This window comes from Bacillus cereus group sp. N6 (assembly GCF_016483705.1).
Lineage (GTDB): Bacteria > Bacillota > Bacilli > Bacillales > Bacillaceae_G > Bacillus_A > Bacillus_A wiedmannii.
This window is the reverse complement of sequence record NZ_JAEHBI010000056.1, coordinates 1-24,078: the sequence shown is the minus strand read 5'-3', so window position 1 is coordinate 24,078 and position 24,078 is coordinate 1. Positions and strand designations below refer to the sequence as shown.

Here is a 24,078-nt window from a genome sequence, read left to right as displayed (position 1 = left end):
TATTGAAAAAGTTTTCTGATATATCTATTGACAATGTATGAGATATACATTAATCTTTAAATGTTAATGAAGATCATTTTCAACTAGGAGGATTTATGACACGCACTAAAAATATTCTTATACTTTGCATTATGTTATTAATGGTCATAATTGCAGGTTGCGGTAAAGAAGAAGAGAAGAAAGATAAAGATACATTAGTAAAGGCAAAAGATTCATATAGTATAAAGCATGCAATGGGCGAAACGACAGTAAATGGTACACCAAAAAGAGTTGTTGTTTTAACGAATGAGGGTGCTGAGGCACTTTTAACTGTTGGAGTAACGCCAGTTGGAACGACAAAACCACGAGCTGGGGATGAATGGTATCCTCATTTAGCGAATGAGTTAAAAGATACGAAAGTAGTAGGAACTGAGCGTGACATTAATTTAGAGGCAGTAATGAAGCTTCAGCCGGATTTAATTATTGGAAATAAAATGCGTCACGAAAAAATATACGAGCAGTTAAAAGAAATCGCGCCAACAGTATATGCTGAAACATTGCGCGGTGATTGGAAAGAAAACTTTACGCTTTATACAAAAGCTGTAAACAAAGAAAAAGAAGGGCAAAATGCTCTTAATGATTATAAAAAGCGTATTGCAGGAATAAAAGAACAATTAGGTGATAAAATTAACTCTAAAGTTTCAATTATTCGCTTCGTCCCAGGTGATGTTCGTATTTATCAAAAAAATTCATTCTCAGGCGTTGTATTAAATGATATTGGATTTAAACGACCACCATTACAAGATAAAGATGAATTTGCGATAAAAGGAATTACAAAAGAACAAATTCCAAATATGGACGGGGACTACTTATTCTATTTCACATCTGATAAAGATGCGGATAAGAATAATGAAGGAAACACGTTAGCGAAAGAATGGACAGAAGATCCGCTCTTTAAGCAGTTACAGGCTTCTAAAGATAATAAAGTATTCGAAGTAGATGAAGTGATTTGGAATACAGCAGGTGGTATTGTAGCTGCAAACCTTATGTTAGATGATATTGAAAAATATTTTTTAAAGTAAATGAATGGTCGAGTATATCACCTTAAATGGGTGATGTACTTTTTTATTTGTGAAAATACAGAAAATTCCTTCTTTTGAGTGTGGATAAGTTGTACAATTAAACCAATTATGGAATAAAGGAGTGGGAATGAATGAAAGCTACTCATAAAGATTGGATTTTGTTTAACGGAAGAATTGTAAATACGAAGGAAGAACAGCCGATGATTCCATTAGAGGAGAGAGGTTTTCAATTTGGTGATGGTATATACGAGGTATTCAGACTATATGATGGGAAGCCACATTTATTAGATCTACATTTGGAACGATTTTTTAATTCTATGGAAGAAATAAAACTAATTCCACCTTTTACTAAGGAGGAGTTAGTGGAAGAGTTGCATCAAATGATTGAAAAAAATCAATTTCAAGAAGATGGGAATGTATATTTGCAAATATCAAGAGGTGCTCAAGCACGTAATCATGTATATGAGTCAAATATGCAACCAACATATTTTGCAAATATTGTTTCGTTTCCAAGACCAATTGCTGCTATGGAACTGGGAATAAAAGTTACGGTAGAAGAGGATATACGGTGGAAGTTCTGTCATATAAAATCTTTAAATCTGCTACCTAATATTATGATTAAAAATAAAATAAACGAACAAGGCTATCAAGAAGCGATATTAGTACGAGATGGAATTGTAACTGAAGGGTGTCATTCAAATTTCTTTATGGTGAAGAATAATAAATTGATTACACATCCGGCTGACAACTTCATTCTACACGGCATTACACGTCACTTCGTTATTACATTAGCGAAAGAGTTACATATTGAAGTAGAAGAACGAGAATTTTCACTACAAGAAGTATATGAGGCTGATGAGTGCTTCTTTACAGCGACACCACTTGAAATATTCCCAGTCGTTCAAATAGGTGATGAACAGTTTAGAACCGGCGAAAGAGGACCAATTACAAAGAAACTCCAAGTTGCATATGAAGAAAGTATTCGTTTATTTAAAGTTACGAACTAATATTGAAGAAAAAAGCTGGTATTCCTCCAGCTTTTTTTCATGATATAATTCAAACATAGAACAAGATTTGAAAACGTTGTAAAAAGGGGATTTAATGTATGAATTATGAAGATTTTAAAGAAGTAATTCACGGTAGACGAAGTGTTAGGAAGTTCACAGAACAAGAAGTATCCATTAGTGACATAAAAGAAATTATTGATTGTGCTCGTTATGCACCGAGTGATACGAACTCACAAACTTGGGAGTTCTTGGTCATTATGAACCGAGAGAAAATTAAAGAAATTGAGCAAATGACTTGGGATGTATTACATAAACTTGCGGCAAAAGCGGCAGAAAACGGAGAAGAGAAAGCAGGGAAATTACTTACCCGTTCATTTGGACCATATGCAACAGCTTTCTCAGAGGCACCTGTATTAATCGTGTGTTTGGCAACACCATATGAATCAAAATTTCGCGAAAAGATATTTGATCCAATTGCTTTTGTTCCAGATTCAGTTTGGGAAGAAGAAGGAATTAAGAGTAGCTGTTTAGCGGCACAAAACTTAATGTTGGCTGCACATGCGAAAGGGCTGGGTACTTGTCCAATGACAGGACCGGTATTGTTAGCTCAAGATGAACTACGACAATATTTACAAATTGAGTCTGAAAAACAAATAAATATGGTTATTTCACTCGGTTTTCCGAAAGATAAGCCGAAGAAACTTCCAAGAAAAGAAGTAGATGAGATTACAACATTTGTTTTTTAAAGCTTAAAATAAAAAGACATTGAATGAACAATGTCTTTTTATTTTGGACAGGTATGTAATTAATTTGTTGGGCTAAAATGATAGATAAGAGGGAATTACTATTTATTTCATAAAAAAAATTAATGTTCTATTAAGGAAAGTATGATACATTAATCGTGGGCAAGATTCTATTTGTTCATGAAAGTGTTGAAAATAGTCTTAAAATTTAAAAGTTATTTTTGTATAATAAATTATAATGAAATGACAGGGGGGATGAATTTTGAAAAAATTCATAATCACTGGATTGTCTGTATTGTTATTAGCCGGTTGCGGTGCTCCACAAGAAAAAGAGGATGCGCAATCAAAGCAGGAAGAACGAGTTGTAAATGCAAGTAATGAGAATATAGTAGTATTCCCTGAAGGTGCAGTACCAGTTGGTGAAGGAAAAGTAAAAGTTATTACACCAGATGGTACTTCTGAAAACGGCAATATACCAACTGTATTCATCAAAAAGGATACTTTAATTCAACATGTTGAATTAGAGCTTTCTAATTTTCAAAATGATAAAGAAACATTTATATTTGTAGATCAAGTATATGCAGATAAACATCAAGTCACTAGTACAACACAGACAACAGTACAATTAAAAGAAAAGACACTTGAGACAGGTAGTCATACGATTACTGCAGTTCAGTATGAAAACAATGATCCAAAAGGAAAGGTTATTAGTTTAAATCAAGCAACATTCGAAACAAAACCAGCGTCATAAGAAGAACAAAAAGTACATTACTCAAAAAGTAGTGTGCTTTTTTGTTTATACTAGAGGATGTAACAGTGAATAACTTGTTTCGTTTTCTAATACGATTAAGTAGGAAGAAATCACTTGTTTCTACTATGATAGAGAAAGAGGCTGAAGATGTGAATCGGTGTATTCGTATCGTCTTGATTATTTTAACGATGTCAGTCATTTGGTTTATGATCCAAGAGGTGACTCAAATTACGCTCAATTAACAAATTCATGATTTGTTAATAGGAGCTATTTGTTTTACCATTGTTTATCTATCATATGATAAACTCAGGTTAAGGTAAGTTTTACATGAAAAATGTAGGTATTTCATTTGAAATGTCGAATAGTACATACGATGTCGTAATAACAAATTTTCTATTGTTTACTGTGAAACAGGAGAAGGGGAGATAGTGGTTATGAAACGAGCTCTTATTAATATTGATTATACATATGATTTTGTAGCTGAAAAAGGTGCTTTAACATGCGGGAAACCAGGACAAGAAATTGAGAAGGAAATTGTCCATATAACGAAAGAATATATTGAAAATGGGGATTATGTTGTCTTTGCAATCGATAAACACGATAAAAATGATGTATATCATCCAGAATCAAAGTTATTCCCGCCTCATAATATAGCTGGTACAAATGGAAGAGATTTGTTTGGTGAATTACAAGATGTGTACGAAACATATAAAAATGCAGAGAATGTATATTATATGGATAAAACACGATATAGTGCATTTGCAGGAACAAACTTAGAGATGAAGTTAAGAGAAAGAGGAATAGAAGAAGTTCATCTTGTAGGTGTTTGTACTGATATTTGTGTTCTTCACACAGCAGTAGACGCTTATAATAAAGGATTTAAAATTGTTGTTTTTGAAAAGGCGGTTGCATCTTTTAATGAGCAAGGACATGAATTTGCCCTTGGACATTTTAAGTCATGCTTACATGCAGAAGTGAAGTGAAAAAAAGAGGCCTTTAAAAAGGTCTCTTTTTTCGTTTAAATTGAGACGAGGTTTCGCTCGATTAGTTTTTTTATGAACGGACTAATTTTTTCTGGTAACCCATTTAAGTCAAAAAATTGTACATGTAATGATTCTAATCCATCAGCTTTTAACGTACCACCTGTAATATCTTTGCAAAGATATGCGATTGTTATAGGGTAAAATTTATCTCCGTTCGGTAATTTTACAAAAAATTCTTTTCCGGAAAATACGCTTATTAACTGTAAAGAGCCTATTTCAATCCCTGTTTCTTCAAGCACTTCCCGTCTTCCGGCTTCTTCCGTTGATTCGCCCAGTTCAACGAATCCACCAGGGACAGCCCAAATACCACTTCGTCTCTGTTGTAGTAATATTTGTTCTTTTTCATTGAAGACAGCTACAGCAACGCCAGATAAATTGAGTGGTCTTGATCCAATAACTTCTCTTAGTTCTTCGATATAGCCCATTGTTAGTTAACCCCCGCGAGTCAAAATATTTACAAATGAGCTATTCGGTATTGTGTTAATATTTTCCTTTTTTGAGATATGTAGCGCAGTCATAAAATAAATTCGGTTATAAAAAAATTCTAATGTAATCTCCCTTTAGATAATGAAAAAGGGTATATTTATAGAAGAAAGTGTAACAAGTTTTAAGGAAATCAAAAGGTATGACAATAAATTAGTTTTTCATGAAATTTTCATTAGTTAAGGGTGTGGATGGATGAGTTTATTAACGTATACTGAAGAATTTTTTAATTATGTACGTGAGTTTTTACTTTTAAGATTTTTACTATTTGCATTAGTTTTAATCATTATCTCTTTTGTAATCAACCGTATTATTGATTGGTTTTTTAGGAAATCAAGCTTTTTTGATGAAGAGGTAGAGCAAACGATTCAAAGTGTGATTCGATCTATTTTTAGATATATCATTATCATCAGTCTAATCATATATTTAATTAGCCAATTTGTAGATATAAAAAGTATCATTGCAGGTGCAGGGATAGCGGGAGTTGTTATTGGTTTTGCTGCACAACAGATGTTAAAAGATGTTATATTAGGCTTTGCGAGATTAGCGGACAAAGAGTTTCGTGTTGGCGATTTTGTTACTTTTAACGGAACAAATTCAGGAACAATTGAGGAAATTAGTATTCGTTTTATGCAAATTCGTGAATGGTCAGGAAAACTTCTTACGATACCACACGGAGAGATTAGGACGATACAAAATTTTAATAAAGGATGGATGCGCGTAATTGAACGGATTACGGTAAGTTATCAGGAAGATCCTACAAGAGTTAAGGAATTGTTAGAAGAAGTTTGTGTTAATTGTAATGAAAGATTGGCTTCGAGTCTTTATAAAGTAGAGGATGAAGCTGTTGAGCCGTTTAAATATGTTGGTGTCACAGATTTAAACCCGAACCTTAAATATGTTGGATATGAATTTTGTATTACAGGTTTAATAAAGCCAGAAGATTATTTTGAAACTTCTAGACAAGTAAGGTTTGAATTAATGTCTATGTTCCATAAGAATCAAGTGCAAATGCCAGCAGCAAATATGGTCGTTACTACTGAAAGTTTACAGCATAACCATGGTGGACAATCTTTATCGGACAGCTAAAATAGAATAGTTTGTTAACAAAAATCTAGCTTCCAACATTGGATAGAAAAATAATAAAATGATTAATTTAAATAAAGAACTGAAGGAATTCAGTTCTTTATTATTTGTAGAATTTAGAAATTTCTTAATGTTATAATGATAGATGGTGATGAAAATGAATTTTGGAGAAAAAGAGATGCATCGTTTAGAAGCATTAAAAGCAATTGCAGAATTATTAAATGAAGCAACAGACTTACAAGTCATGTTAGAAAAAGTGTTACATACATTGTTACAAGTTATGAATTTACAAACAGGGTGGATCTTTTTTATCGATGAAAGTGGAAAGCACCGTATGCTTGTAGATGAAAACTTACCACCGGCTCTTACATGGAAAGAGAAGAAGCCGATGTGTGAAGGGGACTGCTGGTGTGTAGAGCGTTTTGTGAATGGCAGATTGGAAAAAGCGACAAATATTATTGAATGTAAGCGAATAGAGGATGCGATTGAGTGTAATTGGGGAGAGACAGAAGATGTTACGCATCATGCGACGATTCCACTTAGGTCTGGATCGGAGAAGTTTGGTCTATTAAATGTAGCCTCACCTCAAAAAACACACTTTTCAGAGGAAGAATTGGCATTATTAGAATCGATTGCATTTCAAATAGGAACGACAATACAACGTATTCAGTTGGTAGAGAAAGAACGTAAATACGTAGTGGTAGCTGAAAGAAATCGACTTGCACGTGATTTACATGATTCAGTAAAACAATTGTTATTTTCTATTATGCTAACAGCAAAAGGTACTTTAAATATGACGCAAGATAGAGACTTGCAAGAGATGTTGAGCTATATTGGAGAATTATCACAGGAAGCATTACAAGAAATGACATTTTTAATTTGGCAATTAAGACCGGAAGGATTAGAGAAAGGTTTAGCAGAAGCAATTAAAAATTACGGAAAGTTGTTAGGGATTCACGTGGAAGTTCGAATTGATGGTATGGTTTCAATTGGAGATGAAATAGAAGAAGTTTTATGGCGTATTAGTCAAGAAGCAATACATAATTGTAAAAAACATGCTTCATGTGAAAAGGTAAATGTTCTTTTAAAAATAGAAAATAACCAGTTGTATTTTTACATAGAGGATAACGGAATAGGATTTATACAAGATCACGTAAGAGAGTCAGCGCTCGGTTTAAAAAGTATGAAGGAACGTATTCAGTTAATGAGGGGATCATTTCAAATAAAAACTGAGCTGAAAAAGGGTACAAAAATTGAAATTCAATTGCCGGTTTAAAGGGGAGAAGAAGATTGAAGATTAAATTACTACTAGTTGAGGATCATCATATCGTTCGAAGAGGACTTGTATTCTTTTTAAAAACGAGAGAAGAATTTGAAATAGTTGGGGAAGCAGAAAATGGTGAAGAGGCATTAACATTCATTCAAACGGAAAGACCAGATGTAGTATTAATGGATCTATCAATGCCGAAGATGGATGGTATAGAAGCAACAAAACGGATAAAGCAATATGATAAAACAATAAAGATACTTATATTAAGCAGTTTTTCAGAGCAAGATTATGTTTTACCAGCACTGGAAGCTGGAGCAGATGGTTATCAATTAAAAGAAGTACAACCTGAGCAACTTGTAGCTTCAATTATCGCAGTACATGAAGGGAATGCGAATTTTCATCCGAAAGTAACACCGGCACTATTCGGACGATCAGCAGTTAAGAAAGAAAAAGAGAACCCTTTTTCCATGTTAACAAAAAGAGAGCAAGAAGTACTTCGTGAAATTGCGAAAGGGCGAAGTAATAAAGAAATTGCAGCAGAGCTTCATATTACAGAACAGACTGTGAAAACACACGTTTCAAATGTTTTAGCTAAATTGGAAGTAGATGATCGTACGCAAGCTGCATTATATGCGGTGAAGCACGGGGGAAATAATAAGTATGAATAATTATGTCCCATGTTACGACAGAATACATAGGAGTATTTAAAATTTATCCCGCTATTTGCGGGCTTATAATTAGTGGGAGATGTACAATACTCTCACTGATTAAAGTTTCAATTTATAGTAGTGCTAAATAAAGGTTTTTCTTCTTTCTATAATTAGGTACAATAAAACTACGATGGAAGGGGAAGATATGCTATGCCAGGTACAAGAAGTGGGATTGGAAAGATTCAGGCTTCGTTAAACGGTTTATCACCGAAATTGCGAAGTATTGCCGAACATATATTGAAACATCCACAAGATGTTGTACATAAATCTATTACAGAATTAGCTGAAGTTACGAATAGTTCTGAAGCTACGATATTCCGCTTATGTAAGCACCTCGGTTTTCAAGGGTTTCAAGATTTAAAGATTACATTAGCTCGTGAAATTGTACATACTCCTATGCAAAATATTCATGAAGAAGTATCGGCAGAAGATAGTATGGTAACTGTTGCTAAAAAAGTTTTTCATTCGCATATTACAGGACTGCAAGATACATTGCATTTGTTAAATGATACAGCGCTAGAGCAAGCCGTAAAGGTATTGCAAGATGCAAGTCGTATTGAGTTTTATGGAAATGGTGGTTCTGGTATTATAGCGATGGATGCATATCATAAATTTATGAGAACGGGTATTTCTTGTATTGCTCATACAGATTCACATTTTCAAATTATGGGTGCGGGTTTACTTACTAAAGAAGCAGTGGTAATTGCAATTTCTCATTCTGGTAGCAATAAAGGGTTACTGGAAGCGTTAGAAGTAGCAAAAGCAAGAGGAGCTCGCATTATTGCAATTACGAGCTATCAGAAATCAGGATTAAGTCAACTTGCTAATATTACATTATATACTTCAACACGTGAGACGGAATTCCGTACAGAAGCAAGTTCATCAAGATTAGCACAGTTAAGTTTGTTAGATACTTTATACGTTGGGTTATCGTTACAACGCCAAGAAGAGACATTGCAAAATTTACAAAGTATACGTGAAACAATTTCGATGAAACGAATATAAAAAGTCCTTCAGTTGAAGGGCTTTTTATATTGGTCAATAGTTTGATGATATATAATCTAGGTTTACTCGTTATAATCTTTTTTGAAAATATAATGATAATAATTTCCTATATTAAAAAATCTTTATTTATTACTTCGCATCTTGAATTCTAATAAACGATACATAGATGAAATCTCAGTTTTCCCTTCAAATATAGTAAGAAAACATTTGGTTAATAATTCGAATATTGTTCAATATTTAACAATAAGCTTTTAAAATTACATGTTATGATGAACGTGTAATGATGATTGAACATTTAAATTTGGTGCAATAATTGGCCGAAACAGTGCAGGTAGAAGTTGTGAGATGAACTCATTAAAATTCTAAAACACTAAAGGGGAGATCACATATGAAAGCAGTAGTAGTTAATAAAAATAGTAAAGCAAACATTGAAGTTATTGAAAAGGAATTACGTCCGTTACACTCAGGTGAAGCGCTAGTAGATGTAGAGTATTGTGGAGTTTGTCATACTGATTTGCACGTTGCAAATCATGATTTTGGAAACACAGATGGCCGTATTCTTGGTCATGAGGGTGTAGGTATTGTTACGAAAATTGCTGATGATGTAACTTCACTAAAAATAGGTGACCGTGTAAGTATTGCATGGATGTTCCAATCTTGTGGACGTTGTGAATATTGCATAACTGGTAGAGAAACATTTTGCCGTGAAGTTAAGAATGCTGGTTATTCAGTAGATGGTGGTATGGCAGAACAATGTATTGTTACAGCTGATTATGCTGTGAAAGTACCAGAAGGATTAGATCCTGCTCAAGCATCATCAATCACATGTGCGGGCGTAACTACATATAAAGCAATAAAAGTATCAGACATTAAACCTGGTCAACCTATCGTCATCTATGGGTGTGGTGGATTAGGTAACCTAGCTATCCAATATGCTAAAAACGTATTTGGTGCAAAGGTAATTGCAGTAGATATTAATGACGATAAATTAGCATTAGCAAAAGAGGTTGGTGCGGATATGACTATCAATCCAATTTCTCAAGGTCCTGCTGATAAGATTGTTCAAGATGAGTTTGGTGGTGCTTATGCTGCTGTAGTAACAGCCGTTTCTAAAGTAGCGTTCAATTCAGCAGTTGATGCAGTACGTGCTTGTGGTAAAGTCGTTGCAGTAGGTTTACCAGTAGAAACGATGGATTTAAACATTCCGCGACTTGTACTAGATGGAATTGAAGTAGTTGGTTCTCTAGTCGGTACTCGTAAAGACTTAGAAGAGGCATTCATGTTCGGTGCAGAAGGAAAAGTAGTGCCGGTTGTTCAAACTTGTTCTCTAGATAAAGTACAAAATGTATTCGAAGAAATGGAACAAGGTAGAATTCAAGGACGTATGGTAATCGATTTTAAACAGCATAATTGTGATTGCAAATAATTCATTTTAAATATAAAAAGCATGAGTCTAGTTAAAGACATGTAAAAAAGTTAGACGGCAGAAAGAAGATGATCCCTGCATTCAACAGGAATCATCTTCTTTGCATTCCACTACTATCAATGTCGACTAACGAGAAAGGATTAAAGGTTCACTTTATCTACAAACGAAAAAGAATCTTTACTTTTAACAAATTTTTTATGATTTGGAACGGTTTGAATTGCTACAACTTGCGAATCTCTTGCTTTCAGTGCATCTTGAATCCCGATTGTCATAAGCTTTATAAATAGAATCGTAATAAAGAATGAAACGAGAGTATACAAAATAATCCACCATGAAATATTCATTTCATAACGATTTAATCCAATAAGGCCTGCCCAATCATTAGATAGAGAAACAGGTTTGAGTACTCCGTCATAGAGTTCACGCATTTGTATCCCGCCAATTACAATATCAAGCAACGCTAAATGGATAACGAGTATGAGTGCTTGGACGATATGTTCCATGAATAACACAAATAAGCGATCAAGTAATAAGACTCGTAAGTGTTTTTTGATAATATGAAAACGGCTAGCCCCTAGCAATTGGGAACTTAAAATGTAATCTTGTTTCATAAATTCCTCAACCTCTGAGGATATATATAAAGAAAGTGTAGGCAGAGCGACGAAAATAAGTACGAGTACTTGATAAAAAGCAAATGAAATATTTGGATCTAATCTATCAGCATTTGATACGATTACAATATTAACGGGCGTGATGAGTATAAATGCGATAAATAAAGTAGGAATGTAATAAAAAACTTCTGAGCATGACTGGAAAAATCTCTTGAATTTTGGAGCATATAAACTTAAGAGGATTCCTATACATGTTCCGAATAAAATTCGAAAGAAGCTAATTGCCACGGCTAATAAAATGGTAAATTTTGCTCCTTCTATAATTTGTAAGAAAACAGACTCTCCAAAACGATCAGATCCAAAAGGCGGTATTAACGATGGTGGAAAGGGGGCCTTTCCAAGTAATTCGTTATTGTCATTGTAAAGTAACTGAGGAGGTTTTGGGATGTTATCTTTAAAGAACCAACTATAAATAAAACTAGCTGAAACAAGTATGAATAAATAAGTAAAGCCGATTAAAAAGCGTTTTGATTTCCAAATAGATTTCATAAAGCTACTCCTTTCAATTGTTTTTGCCATCTATTCATCATGAGAGAGATTATTTGAAAAATGGCATAAAACGGTAAAATAATCATGACAAGTATAATAAATGCAGCGGGAGGTGAAATAAACGCCTTCTTAAATAAAAATTGAATAATACCTTGCATATTAAAAACAAATTCTAAAATGAATAAGTTAGAAAGTAAGAAAACAAAAATCGTTTTTAAATGGTAGAAGAAGTGGATAGATATATTTTTGAATAAATGAATGCGTAGTATATAACTTGATGAAAGACCTTTTCCATATGCAACCTCTACGTAATGTTTTCCATGTTCTTCTTGTATGTATAACACCATCATCCGAAACATTTGTAATGTAGGTAAGACCGCTAAAGATAAAATAGGGAGTAAATAAGCGCGATTTTCATTAAAAGAAATAATGGTGAAAGGAGCTTCCCAAAATTTCTTAAGTACCCAAATGAAAAATATTTGCAAACAAATCATCATCATCATATCAGGGACAGCTTCTAATATGAACACAATTCGGTTTATCCATTTTTTTATATAATCTTTTGCTAAAAAATAAAAAAATGCCATGCTAGATGAGATAAAGAGCGCAAGCAAAAAGGCCACAAATAATACAATAAACGAATATAGGTAAGGTTCTAAAACAGTTGGAAATAATGGTGTTGTTTTTAAATGACCAAACTTTGGGTCTGATCCTATAACCAACAATGATTCAGGTGAGAAAACCTGTTTTAACATAGTAACGATCTGGTTAAAAAAATAAATTGGTTGAAAGGTGAATCCTTGTTGAGTGATAAATAAATAAGGTAAATTTAATAATAGTAACAGTGATAAAAGAATTGATGAAAGCTTAATTGTGAATTGAGATATTTTATGTAACATTAAATCCCTCCGACATCTTTTTACAACATTATACAATAAAGTCTAAAATATTGTTTTATTTTTCTGAAAAATATAAATACTTATTAGATTTTATAGTATGGAACATATATTTACAAGTTAATAAAGTGATATTAGGATCCAAACTCTATGTTTATTAAGATAAAAGGACGAGTGAACCTAAAACAATTAAAAGAGTAAAATGTACAGAATTCTTATTTGGGAGGTAGTTGCTCTTTTGCTTGATGGCTATGTTACGAGCCTCCATCGCGATCAAGCTAAGCTTATGCAAAGTCAATTTTAGACGAGATTGTTTCTTTTTTAGGCTCCGTGTAGGGAATTAAAAAAACCTCCTAGGGATCAATGAATTCCTAAGAGGGTACCTGCGTAATATAACATATTTAGAATTACGTTTTGTTTTGGATTAAAATGCACATCTTTTTCGTTTACATTGTAACCAACAAATTTAAGTTTATAAGAGTTATGCTTTTTAGATAAAAGTAATTACTTGTTTTAGAAACTCGTAACCAAAATAACCACTAAATCCGAATAGTACTATTGCGGCTGATATAGATATCCATTTAATAAAGTTGGGATTTAGAAAACGTCTAGTAAAATGTACAAAGCCTAATAAGACCATATCATGTATAAAGATACCTAATAAAATACCTACAGCTATTATGATAAATGTAGATGTACTTGCATTACCTAATGAAGAGACTAGAACCGGACCAAAGACCCCTATCCAAAATACAATATTAGCTGGTGATAGAGCAATCATAAAACCAGCTAAATAAGCTGTTAATAAAGATTTATTAGGATCCTCTCCCTCTATGTTAACTTCGGATTTTGCTTCTTTAATACTTTCTATTCCAATAAACATTAAAAAAACAAAACCTAGTAACCACATAACTACTTCAACCCATGGATTGGTTAATACACTAGAGAACCCTAGATAAATCAGGACTATTAAAGATAAATCTATAGTCATTCCTCCTATACCTACAAACCAACCGTGTACGAAACCATTTCTCATTCCTTGTTTGGTCATTTGGACAGTCATAGCACCTGCAGGTATAGATAAAGATAAGCCTAACAAAATATACGTAAAAAGTGTTACAATCATAAAAATTCTCCTATTTTAGTCAATTACTATTCTTTTCAATTGGTTCAACAAAAAACATAATTATGGCGATTTTTCACATTACTTCTAACAAGCTCTAAAAGTATCTATTTGTTGAAGTTCAATGCTTAAAACCCCATAAGATCCTTTACATGTTTAGCGTTCTGTTTAGATGTTAGTTTTTCAAGTAATAAAAATGCAACATCAAAAGCTGTACCTGGATTTGAAGATGTAATAATATTTCCATCTTGAACAATTAAATCATTTTGTACTTTTGCACCGAAATTCTTTAACTGCTCTTTTCGTTTACTCGTTGGATGACTGTATGTGGTAGCTTTTTTATCTATAAGAATTCCACTTTTACCAAGCGCTAATGATGCAACACAAATGCTTGCAATAGGCTTCTGTTTGGCATGAAAATGTTGAATAACATGTAAGAATTCTTTACTGTATGCATCCCGATAAAAGCCAGCTTCTTCAAATCCTCCTGGAATAGCTAGTGCATCAAACTCATTCAATTGAATATTATCAATCGTTTTTTCGGGTATGACAGTAAAATTCCAAGTACAGGTTAATTTATCCCGAAGACCAACTGTTATGACCTCGGTCGATCCATCACCTTCCCACTTATTCCAACCTAGTACGTCAGTAAATACACTAGCTTCTACTGCTTCAAATCCATCAGCTAATAATAATAAAATCTTTTTCATATCGTAAATCGCCTCCTAATATCCTTATTTTATATAAATATAAAAAGCTGATGAATAAGTTAAATAAGGGTTTTTGGTTGTTTGTCTTTATTATATAAAGGATTTAGGTTATTCTATTTTATAAAAAAAGGTTGGGTAGTTTATGGATCAAATTGATAAAAAAATCGTGGGGTTATTACAGTCAAATGCAAAAATTTCAATGAAGGATTTAGCTGAAGCAGTTCATTTATCTTCTCCGTCAGTAATTGAGCGAGTAAGGAAGTTAGAGGAGCAACAAATTATTGAAGGTTACCATGCACATGTTTCTCTAAAAAAAATTAATCGTCCAATTTCGGCACTTATATTGTTTAAATCAACGAATTGTAAATCATTATCTAACTTTTGCTATAATCATCCAGATGTAATTGAGTGTTACAGAGTAGCAGGGGAAATTAGCTATATTGTCAAATTAGCAACGTATTCTGTAGAAAGTTTAGAAAAATTTATTGATGATTCGATGCAATATGGTACGCCATCAACAAATATCGTGTTATCTTCTCATGAAAAAAAGATAATTGCTCCCTTTATTAGTGAAGAATAAAAATACTGACCTAATCAATTAACTATTGCCTACTTAATAATCTTTTAAAAATAGCCCTTATTTTTTGGACTTGTATAAAAAGGAAGGGTCACTAATCATTTTTCTTAGCTTGATGGTTATGTAAAGTGACCCTTAAAAATGAATATTGCTTCTCAACTCTTTTTCATGCAAATGAGTAGAACGTAAGGAAGGACTATGTATGTGTTGTTAATGAAAGAAAAAGTGAGTGTGTTGCGTAACGTAACGAATATAACGCAAATTTACCGCGGGGAAAATCTAAATTTAGTATGTAAGTGAAATGGAATGAAGGGGATATATTTTTTGTTATGAAAAAAATTTTCTTTTTAAAGTTTGATTAATGAAAAAAATATTTTATATACTAATTCATGTAAACGGTTTACTAGATCGTATTTTGCTAGAAACGAAGGGAAGATTCGCATGGAAACAAGGGGGAGAGTAATCGGGATTGATATCGGTACCACAAGTACAAAAACGGTTGTGTTCACAGAAAAAGGAAAAGTCGTTGCATCACATGCAGTTGATTATCCAATTATTCAACCGAACGTCGGATGGGCTGAGCAAGATCCTGATGTAATATGTGCCGCTGTATATAAAACTGTAAGCGTTGCTATAAAGAAAGGTAACGTGTTACCAGAAGATATTTCTTCAATCGGTATTAGTACTGCAATGCACGCATTAATTGCAGTAGATAAAAACGGTGCGCCGTTAACGCGCTCTATTATTTGGGCAGATAATCGAAGTACGAAACAGTCAGAAAAATTATTACAACATATGAATGGACATGACATTTATAGACGAACAGGCACACCAATTCATCCAATGTCGCCGCTTTCTAAATTACTGTGGATGAAAGAGGAAGAGCCAGAATTATATGCGAGCGCATATCAATTTATTTCCATTAAAGAGTATGTTATGTATCAATTGTTTTCACGTTACGTAGTGGATTATTCAATAGCATCTGCTACTGGGTTATTTAATTTAGAAACATTAAACTGGGATGAAGACGTTTTAACGATGTTACATATGTCACCAGAACAATTATCAACACCTGTGCCAACTACATATATTTTATCGGGTATGGAACCTGAATTAGCACAAAAGATGGGCATTCGTGAAAATACTCCAGTTGTTATTGGTGCAAGTGATGGTGTTCTTGCGAATGTAGGCGTTGGGGCAATATCGCCTGGCTCAGCTGCAATTACAATTGGTACAAGTGGTGCGGTTCGAACAATTTCATCAAGTGTTAATACAGATGAAAAAGGAAGAACGTTTTGTTATGCATTAACAGACGAGCACTGGGTGATCGGCGGACCAACGAATAACGGCGGAATATTACTGAGATGGTTACGTGATGAATTTGGTAGCCCGGAACAAGAAGTTGCAAGGAAGCTTGGCATTGATCCGTATGATTTATTAATTAAGTATGCGGAAAGTGTACCAGCTGGAGCGGGTGGATTACTATTTTTACCGTTTCTATCTGGAGAACGTGCACCTTACTGGAATGCAAATGCTCGTGGTACATTCTTTGGAATAAACCTTCAGCATAAACGAGAACATTTTATACGTGCAGTCATGGAAGGTGTTTGTATGAGCGTATATTCTGTTGCACTCGCAATCAGGGATTGTACAGGGCCACTTACTGAAATACGCGTTTCAGGAGGTTTTGCGAAATCTGCATTTTGGAGACAAATGTTATCCGATATGATGGGAAAAGAATTGCTTGTTCCTGAAAGTCATGAAGCATCTGCGCTTGGGGCAGCGGCAGTTGCTTTATATGCTGTAGGAAAAATTGATTCTCTTGAAGAGGTAAAGGATTGGATTGATATTGTTCATCATCATGTACCGAATAAAGAAAATACGGCTATATATTTAGAAATGTTTTATATGTATGAACGACTTTACAATCGCTTGAAAGAAGAATTTGATTGTATAGCTGCTTTCCAACGTAAACAATAGGGGGATTGGGAGAAATGGTAGTTGGAATCGTACTAGCGGCAGTTGTCATACTACTTTTACTTATTACGGTAGTGAAATGGCATCCATTTGTCGCGTTAATATTAACAGCAATTGGTGTAGGGCTAGCAATGGGAATGCCATTGATTGGAACTTCACCAAAAGATCCAGGGATTATCGATTCTATTAAACTAGGGCTTGGTAATACGTTAGGGTTTTTAGCGATAGTTTTAGCATTAGGAACGATGCTTGGAAAAATGATGGCCGAATCTGGCGGTGCTGAACGAATTGCTACCACATTAATTGATCGTTTTGGGAAGAAACGTGTTCACTGGGCGATGATGTTCGTTGCATTTTTAGTAGGAATTCCTGTGTTTTTCCAAGTTGGATTTGTACTATTAATTCCATTAGTATTTACAATTGCGTTAGAAACAGGGGTATCACTTATCACAATCGGTATTCCGCTAGTAGCAGGACTATCTGTTGTACACGGACTCGTTCCACCGCATCCAGCAGCGATGGCAGCGGTAGGTATTTTTAAAGCAGATGTAGGGAAAACAATTTTATATGCATTAATTGTCGGACTTCCAACTGCAATCATTTCAGGTCCGCTTTACGGGAAATGGATCGGTGCTCGTATACATAAAGAAGTACCATTAGATATAGCGGAGCAATTTATTGAAAGAGATAAGAAGAAGGAACTTCCTAGTTTCGGAAATACATTGTTTACTATTTTACTTCCAGTATTTCTTATGCTAGGTGCATCGATTGCGGAAGTAGGGCTAAGCAAAACAAGTCAACTTGCACAAGTATTGCACTTTATTGGAGATCCAATCGTCGCGTTATTAATTGCAACGATATATTCTTTCTTTAGTCTTGGTTATGCAAAAGGTTTCTCAAAAGATAAAGTATTGCAATTTACAAATGATTGTTTAGGGCCAATTGCGAACATACTGTTAGTTATTGGTGCAGGCGGTGCGTTTAATAAAGTATTATTAGATTCTGGAATTGGAACGACAATTGCAGAAATGGCGAAAGAATCTCATATTTCACCGATATTATTAGGTTGGGGAATCGCGGCACTTATCCGAATCGCGACTGGATCTGCTACAGTTTCTATGATGACAGCAGCTGGAATTGTAGCACCGATTGCAGCAAGTACACCAGGTGTAAATGTTGAACTACTAGCACTTGCAACAGGTGCAGGGTCATTAATTTTATCACATGTAAATGATTCTGGATTTTGGATGATTAAAGAGTATTTCGGAATGACTGTGAAAGAAACATTATTAACATGGACTGCAATGGAGACGATATTATCTGTTGTAGCACTTGGACTAATTTCGTTATTAAATATATTTGTATAGAATGGGAGATTGATGAATATGAAACTAGGTTTAATTGGATTAGGAAAAATGGGATTCCCATTAGCAGAACATTTATATGAAGACAAGCATGAAGTAGTTGTATATGACGTTAATAAAGAACTTGTTGAAAAAGCAGGGGCTTTAGGGATTACTGCTCGTCATACATTAAAAGAAATGATTGCTGAACTAGAAGCTCCTCGTACAATTTGGGTAATGGTACCTGCGGGAGAAGTTGTTGAATCGGTACTAAAAGATGTATATCCATTATTAGGAGAAGGCGATATCGTTATTGAAGGCGGAAATTCATTCTATAAAGATACGTTACGCCGTGCTGAAGAAGCGGAAAGTTTTGGTTTACATTACGTAGATATCGGTACATCAGGCGGTGTAGAAGGAGCTAGATACGGTGCTTGCTTAATGGTTGGTGGAGAAAAAGAAATTTACGATCAATTAGAACCTTTATTTAAAGATTTAGCAGTAGAGAATGGGTATTCGTATGCTGGTCGCGTCGGAAGTGGTCATTTCTTAAAAATGGTTCATAACGGTATTGAATACGGTATGATGCAAGCAATCGCTGAAGGCTTTGAAGTGTTAGATAAAAGTGATTTTGATTTCAATTATGAAGATGTTGCAAAAGTATGGGCAAACGGATCGGTTATCCGCGGTTGGTTAATGGACTTAACTGAAAAGGCATTTGCAGATGATCCAAAACTAGATGGCATTAAAGGTGTGATGAACTCTTCAGGAGAAGGGAAATGGACTGTGGAAACGGCACTTGAACTTCAAGCAGCAGCATCGGTAATCGCAATGTTATTATTTATGCGCTACCGTTCTCAAGAAGATGATACATTCCACGGAAAAGTAGTTTCAGCTCTTCGTAATCAGTTCGGTGGACATGAAGTTGTGAAAAAATAGGAAATAATTTTCGAAAAGAAACTTGTGCGTAGGCGCAAGTTTCTTTTTTTATAGTGTAAGAAATCTATAATTTAAAAATATCAATCATTGTTTATTTGTACTGATTGTATCAAATATATAGTGAAGCATGAAAGATGTCCCGACATAAAAGTAAGAATAAATAAAATGAAGTTTTCATAAATAGTAAAAGGATGATTATGTCATCAATGTAGCTATGAAATAGTGTTACATATGAAAAGAGCGTGTTAATAAAATATGAGGTGGTTAAATGGGAAATGAGCAAGTGAAGAATGCAGGGGAAGAAAAAAAGTTATGTCTTTGTATGATTGTTAAAAACGAGTCTAGAATTATGGAAAGATGTTTAAATGCTACAAAATCAATTGTAGATTTTGTTTCTATTTGTGATACGGGATCAACTGATAATACACCTGAAATTATTGAAAATTGGTGTGAAGAAAATGAAATCCCTGGAACAGTTCATCATGAACCATTTCAAAATTTTGGCTATAACAGAAGTTTAGCAGTTTCATTAGCACAAAAAACATATCCAGAAGCAGATTATTTATTAATATTAGATGCAGATATGATATTAGAAGTTGATCCCGAGTTTGATAAGACTAGTTTAACGGAAGACCACTATCTTACAATGCAATATGATATTCATATTAAGTATTGGCTTACACGCCTTTTGAAAGCTTCTTTACCATGGAAATCTGTCGGTGTTACTCATGAGTATTGGGATATAGATCGTTCCAAAGTTGGTGCGAATTACAATACGAGGGTAGCTAGGTTAGAGACGCTTGTCGTTAACGATCCTGGGGATGGTGGTAGTAAAGCTGATAAATTTGAGAGAGATGAGCGGTTGTTGTTACAAGGATTGAGTGATCCAGAAACAACGCCAGATTTGCATATAAGATATTTATTTTACTTAGCCCAAACTTATTTTCATTTAAGTCAATTTGAAGATTCGATTAAATGGTATAAAAAACGAGTGGAAGCAGGGGGATGGGTTGAAGAGGTGTTCTATTCGTTATTGCGAATAGGATTTTGTTATGAACAATTAGCAAACCGTTCAGCAAATAAACAATATGAAGTAACAGGAGCGGATGAAAAAGAAAATGCTAAGATGCAAGAAGAGCAATATACAGCATTAGCTATTCTTTATTTTCAAAAAGCGTGGGAATATAGACCAACTCGGGCTGAGCCATTATACCAACTTGCAAGAATGTATCGATTAAAATCTCAAAATAATATTGCTTTGATGTATGCGTTGCAAGGGAAGGAAATTCCTTTTCCGAAAAATGATCTGCTATTTGTAGATTATCATGTGTATGATTACTTATTTGACTATGAGATTTCTATAAGTGCTTTTTATATACCGCATAAAAAACATTTAGGTGCAGTATCACAAAAATATTTGGAATCGAAAAAAGAAGAGCTACCGTTGCATATAGCAAATATGGTAGAAAGTAATGCGAAATTTTATTAAATACATTGTCGGTTAAAGGAGTAGTGGAGTAATCATGGAATTAATACGATGGGCGCTAGAACTAGGGGAATCCGTGCATGGAAATACGTATGAAGAATTGATGCCACTACTAGATTATTATTATGATCGTGATCATTTAAAAGCGTATTGTATCGCAAATCTACTTATAGACATGGACGTAGCAGAAGAGCATCGGCAAAAAATCGAATTAAGAAGGTGCATTGCTGCTTATTATGCTGGAATGTATAAAGTAGCAAAAAAACATGCAAGTGAGCTTTTAATTAGATATCCGGATGTGGATTTATATAAAAATAATTTAAGACTAATGGAAGCTTATTTGAATAAAGAATATGATTATTGTCTTTTTATATGCCCAAAGACGTATGGTAGTTTTATAGATGTTGCGCGAGCTTTGAAATGGCGATTGGAGCAGGAGGGAAATACAGCAATTATTTCAGAAACAATACTAGAAAATGTGAAAAATACAATTGTTTTTGGAGCGCATACGTACGCACATAATCCGAATCTACTACCAAAAAATGCAGTTGTTTATAATTTAGAACAGCTATATGAAGGAAGTCCTTATGCGCATCCTCTTTATTTAATGTTATTAAAAGATAAGGAAATTTGGGATTATAGTAAACAAAATATAGAATGGTTAAAACAAAAAGGAGTAGGAAAAGAAATAAAACATGTGGAAATGAACTATGCCCCAACTCTAGAAATAAAAAAAGATGCATTTGATGAAGAGTTAACTGAAGACATTGATATACTGTTTATAGGTGCTCTTAACCCAAGGCGACAAGCTATTTTTAATCAATTAAAAGTAGTTGCCCCGAATTTAAATATTGTTTTTAAAAATAATGCGTGGGGAATTGTTAGAAATGAGTTGATTGCTAGGTCTAAAATTATATTAAATATTCATTTTTACTTATCGGGTATTCTTGAAACTCCTCGAGTTTCTTATGCAGTGGCAAATAAGAAATTTATTATCTCTGAAAATAGTAATCCCGAGGACGAGATAGAGTGGCCAGGAATAGTGTTTACTCCGTATGAAAAAATAATAGAAAACGTTATGAAATATATAGAATTACCAGAAGAACGTATTAAATTAGCAGAAAAAGCGTATAACCATTTTGAAGCAAAAAGAAGCATAGACATACTGAGCGATAAAGCGGAAGAAAAGTAATTGTGAAGAACTCCTACTTTCGTATGAGTTCTTTTTTTCGTCTATCATACTATTTTATCAAGCTAGTTCCCTCTTTATATTGTGTTTTGTATAGAAATTTCTGATAATATATAAGTATAACTGAAAAACAAAGGAGAGAAATAATTATGAAACTAGTCGTTATTAACGGTACGCCAAGAAAATTCGGTAGAACTCGTGTGGTGGCAAAATATATTGCTGATCAATTTGAAGGGGAGTTATACGATTTATCAGTAGAGGAACTGCCTTTATATAACGGGGAAGAATCACAACGTGAATTAGAAGCGGTAAAAAAATTAAAGGCATTAGTGAAAACTGCAGACGGTGTAGTACTATGTACACCTGAATATCATAATGCAATGAGTGGAGCGTTAAAAAATTCGTTAGATTACTTAAGCAGTAGTGAATTTGTTCATAAACCTGTCGCATTACTTGCAGTTGCTGGAGGCGGTAAAGGTGGCATTAACGCATTAAACAGTATGCGTATTGTTGCTAGAGGGGTGTACGCAAATGCAATCCCAAAACAAGTTGTGCTTGATGGACTTCATGTACAAGACGGTGAACTGGGAGAAGATGCAAAACCGTTAATTCATGATCTAGTTAAAGAATTAAAAGCATATATGAGCGTATATAAAGAGGTGAAAAAACAACTAGGAGTTGAGTGATATGCCATCTCTGTATAAAGATTCACGCTTGTATTTCATTCTAGGGGCCAATAGTCTATCAGCTATTGGTTCCGGCATTGTTATGATAACGATTCCGTGGTTGTTAATTAAAGAGAATGGAGGAGAGACAACGTTTGGTTATGTATCCATCATCGCAACTCTTATTATGTTTTTATTAACACCGTTTATCGGGCAGAGTATTGATCGTTTTTCAAGAAAATCTTTATTATTATGTAATGAAGGTATTGGGATAGTCGTTATTGGAATGATGGCTATATGGGGATTTACTGGGCAACCTTATCATTCTATTCACTATATTCTAATATATATAGCAGGGTCATTTTACTATTTATTATTTTATCCTACAATATTTGCGTTTAACCAAGAGATATTTCAAGCAGAACATTATAAAAATTTAAGTGGAACAATGGAAATACAAGGACAGTTAACTCAAGTTATTTCAGGAGCGGCTGCTAGCTTCCTTATTGAAATCATTTCTTTAAAATGGATCTTGTTAGTAGATATGTTAACTTTTGCAGGAGCATTTTTCCTTTTCTTATGTATACCGTACGTAAAGAAAAAGGAAGTAAAAAGAAAAGTAACATTTAAGAAGCAATTGTTCGAAGGAATTCACTTTATGCAAAAGCGTCCGAAGTTCTTTTGGTTTTTACTGGCGACTTATATGCCGTTTATCGGTGTCATGATGGCAAATTATTTAATCCCGGTATATATCTCAGATCTATTAAAAGCCAGTGCCTCTGTATACGCAATAGAAGGTATGATGTACGGTGTCGGAGCGGTTCTTGCGGGAATAAGTATTCCAATTATGATGAAATATGTAAAGACAGAAGTTTCAATCGTCATGACGATGTTCATATATGTAATTTCAATTACCGTAATGATTATTGAACCTTCCGTAATGTTGTTATATGGACTTGCAATTTTTCATGCAATTGGAAATGCGGGTACAAGAGTGGCAAGAAATGTATTGATGATGGAGGAAATTCCAAATGAAGTAATGGGACGTGTAGACAGCTTATTTCGATTAATTGGTACAGGAATACGAATTGTATTATTAATGCTGTTTACAGCTGGTGTATCTAAAGTAGGTGTCATGGTACCGTTTTATTTACTAAGTTTCATATTGATCCTTTCGTTAGGAATTGCTATAAACTATGTAATCTCAAAACGTAAATTCGAAGCGAGTGTTTCTAATAAATCGATCGTTTAAAAAATACTTCTGCCTTCCTTTCTTTTTCTATATAATAAAAAGAAAGGGTAATTAACTGTTACGATTTATTTAACCAATTATAACGAAAGTTAATTAAACATATCAGTAAGCCCTGCTAGTCAAGTGATTGGCTAGTAGTGAGGGTTAACTGCGGGCAATCCCTAAAGCTGATTGAA

The 24,078-nt window shown here is 33.9% G+C and carries 23 protein-coding genes and 1 pseudogene; 19 read left to right on the top strand and 5 right to left on the bottom strand.

Annotation, left to right across the window (positions count from 1 at the left end; translation table 11 throughout):
• The first annotated feature begins 95 nt into the window (after positions 1 to 95).
• From JDS99_RS26350 to JDS99_RS26325, 6 genes and pseudogenes are all read left to right on the top strand, one after another.
• Positions 96 to 1,061, top strand: a complete 966-nt coding sequence (locus JDS99_RS26350; protein ID WP_098856790.1) for an ABC transporter substrate-binding protein — start codon at positions 96 to 98, stop codon at positions 1,059 to 1,061.
• A gap of 131 nt (positions 1,062 to 1,192) precedes the next feature.
• Complete coding sequence (gene dat, locus JDS99_RS26345) at positions 1,193 to 2,068, top strand: D-amino-acid transaminase (RefSeq protein WP_000648369.1); 876 nt, start codon at positions 1,193 to 1,195, stop codon at positions 2,066 to 2,068.
• A gap of 98 nt (positions 2,069 to 2,166) precedes the next feature.
• A complete protein-coding gene (locus JDS99_RS26340) occupies positions 2,167 to 2,814 on the top strand; it encodes a nitroreductase family protein (protein ID WP_199695999.1) in 648 nt (215 codons plus the stop codon).
• Positions 2,815 to 3,073: 259 nt separating this feature from the next.
• The gene (locus tag JDS99_RS26335) at positions 3,074 to 3,562 is read left to right on the top strand and encodes a putative periplasmic lipoprotein (protein ID WP_048541213.1); all 489 of its coding nucleotides are present in this window, start codon (positions 3,074 to 3,076) and stop codon (positions 3,560 to 3,562) included.
• Between the two features lie 65 nt (positions 3,563 to 3,627).
• Positions 3,628 to 3,882, top strand: a pseudogene (locus tag JDS99_RS26330) (hypothetical protein).
• Between the two features lie 114 nt (positions 3,883 to 3,996).
• Entirely contained in the window at positions 3,997 to 4,545 is a 549-nt protein-coding gene (locus JDS99_RS26325; RefSeq protein WP_098856811.1) for a cysteine hydrolase family protein, read from the top strand.
• Between the two features lie 35 nt (positions 4,546 to 4,580).
• On the opposite strand, the gene JDS99_RS26320 is transcribed toward JDS99_RS26325, so the two are convergent.
• Complete coding sequence (locus JDS99_RS26320; protein ID WP_199695998.1) at positions 4,581 to 5,030, bottom strand: NUDIX hydrolase; 450 nt, start codon at positions 5,028 to 5,030, stop codon at positions 4,581 to 4,583.
• A gap of 253 nt (positions 5,031 to 5,283) precedes the next feature.
• Here JDS99_RS26320 and JDS99_RS26315 point away from each other — a divergent pair, with 253 nt between their 5' ends.
• The 5 genes from JDS99_RS26315 to adhP all read left to right on the top strand — a co-directional run bounded on the left by JDS99_RS26315 (position 5,284) and on the right by adhP (position 10,585).
• On the top strand, positions 5,284 to 6,177 hold the full coding sequence (locus JDS99_RS26315; RefSeq protein WP_088063260.1) for a mechanosensitive ion channel family protein: 894 nt from the start codon (positions 5,284 to 5,286) through the stop codon (positions 6,175 to 6,177).
• 154 nt (positions 6,178 to 6,331) lie between these two features.
• The gene (locus JDS99_RS26310; protein ID WP_098856792.1) at positions 6,332 to 7,450 is read left to right on the top strand and encodes a GAF domain-containing sensor histidine kinase; all 1,119 of its coding nucleotides are present in this window, start codon (positions 6,332 to 6,334) and stop codon (positions 7,448 to 7,450) included.
• A gap of 14 nt (positions 7,451 to 7,464) precedes the next feature.
• Positions 7,465 to 8,112, top strand: coding sequence for a response regulator (locus JDS99_RS26305; RefSeq protein WP_048541220.1), 648 nt, complete (start codon positions 7,465 to 7,467; stop codon positions 8,110 to 8,112).
• A 192-nt stretch (positions 8,113 to 8,304) separates the two neighbouring features.
• Positions 8,305 to 9,159 (top strand): MurR/RpiR family transcriptional regulator, encoded by an 855-nt coding sequence (locus tag JDS99_RS26300; RefSeq protein WP_199695997.1) that lies wholly within the window; start codon positions 8,305 to 8,307, stop codon positions 9,157 to 9,159.
• Positions 9,160 to 9,547: 388 nt separating this feature from the next.
• Complete coding sequence (gene adhP, locus JDS99_RS26295; protein ID WP_000649116.1) at positions 9,548 to 10,585, top strand: alcohol dehydrogenase AdhP; 1,038 nt, start codon at positions 9,548 to 9,550, stop codon at positions 10,583 to 10,585.
• Positions 10,586 to 10,725: 140 nt separating this feature from the next.
• On the opposite strand, the gene JDS99_RS26290 is transcribed toward adhP, so the two are convergent.
• The 4 genes from JDS99_RS26290 to JDS99_RS26275 form a co-directional block, all read right to left on the bottom strand.
• Positions 10,726 to 11,745, bottom strand: a complete 1,020-nt coding sequence (locus JDS99_RS26290; protein ID WP_141540979.1) for an ABC transporter permease — start codon at positions 11,743 to 11,745, stop codon at positions 10,726 to 10,728.
• Positions 11,742 to 12,644, bottom strand: a complete 903-nt coding sequence (locus JDS99_RS26285; protein ID WP_199695996.1) for an ABC transporter permease subunit — start codon at positions 12,642 to 12,644, stop codon at positions 11,742 to 11,744. The genes JDS99_RS26290 and JDS99_RS26285 overlap by 4 nt, the downstream gene beginning before the upstream one ends.
• A 487-nt stretch (positions 12,645 to 13,131) precedes the next feature.
• Positions 13,132 to 13,767, bottom strand: a complete 636-nt coding sequence (locus JDS99_RS26280) for a LysE family translocator (RefSeq protein WP_199695995.1) — start codon at positions 13,765 to 13,767, stop codon at positions 13,132 to 13,134.
• 125 nt (positions 13,768 to 13,892) lie between these two features.
• Positions 13,893 to 14,474, bottom strand: coding sequence for a DJ-1/PfpI family protein (locus tag JDS99_RS26275; protein ID WP_098856796.1), 582 nt, complete (start codon positions 14,472 to 14,474; stop codon positions 13,893 to 13,895).
• 142 nt (positions 14,475 to 14,616) lie between these two features.
• Here JDS99_RS26275 and JDS99_RS26270 point away from each other — a divergent pair, with 142 nt between their 5' ends.
• From JDS99_RS26270 to JDS99_RS26235, 8 genes are all read left to right on the top strand, one after another.
• Complete coding sequence (locus JDS99_RS26270) at positions 14,617 to 15,054, top strand: Lrp/AsnC family transcriptional regulator (protein WP_098204507.1); 438 nt, start codon at positions 14,617 to 14,619, stop codon at positions 15,052 to 15,054.
• 438 nt (positions 15,055 to 15,492) lie between these two features.
• Complete coding sequence (gntK, locus tag JDS99_RS26265; protein ID WP_199695994.1) at positions 15,493 to 17,031, top strand: gluconokinase; 1,539 nt, start codon at positions 15,493 to 15,495, stop codon at positions 17,029 to 17,031.
• 14 nt (positions 17,032 to 17,045) lie between these two features.
• Positions 17,046 to 18,395, top strand: coding sequence for a GntP family permease (locus JDS99_RS26260; protein WP_064477346.1), 1,350 nt, complete (start codon positions 17,046 to 17,048; stop codon positions 18,393 to 18,395).
• An 18-nt stretch (positions 18,396 to 18,413) separates the two neighbouring features.
• Entirely contained in the window at positions 18,414 to 19,310 is an 897-nt protein-coding gene (gene gnd, locus JDS99_RS26255; protein WP_199695993.1) for a phosphogluconate dehydrogenase (NAD(+)-dependent, decarboxylating), read from the top strand.
• Positions 19,311 to 19,578: 268 nt separating this feature from the next.
• Entirely contained in the window at positions 19,579 to 20,799 is a 1,221-nt protein-coding gene (locus tag JDS99_RS26250) for a tetratricopeptide repeat-containing glycosyltransferase (protein ID WP_199695992.1), read from the top strand.
• A gap of 34 nt (positions 20,800 to 20,833) precedes the next feature.
• Positions 20,834 to 21,988 carry a CgeB family protein gene (locus tag JDS99_RS26245; RefSeq protein ID WP_199695991.1) on the top strand — a complete coding sequence of 385 codons (1,155 nt, stop codon included), beginning with the start codon at positions 20,834 to 20,836 and terminating at the stop codon, positions 21,986 to 21,988.
• A 146-nt stretch (positions 21,989 to 22,134) separates the two neighbouring features.
• Positions 22,135 to 22,671, top strand: coding sequence for an NADPH-dependent FMN reductase (locus tag JDS99_RS26240; protein ID WP_000780362.1), 537 nt, complete (start codon positions 22,135 to 22,137; stop codon positions 22,669 to 22,671).
• A 1-nt stretch (position 22,672) separates the two neighbouring features.
• Complete coding sequence (locus tag JDS99_RS26235) at positions 22,673 to 23,902, top strand: MFS transporter (RefSeq protein WP_088609149.1); 1,230 nt, start codon at positions 22,673 to 22,675, stop codon at positions 23,900 to 23,902.
• Positions 23,903 to 24,078 lie beyond the last annotated feature (176 nt).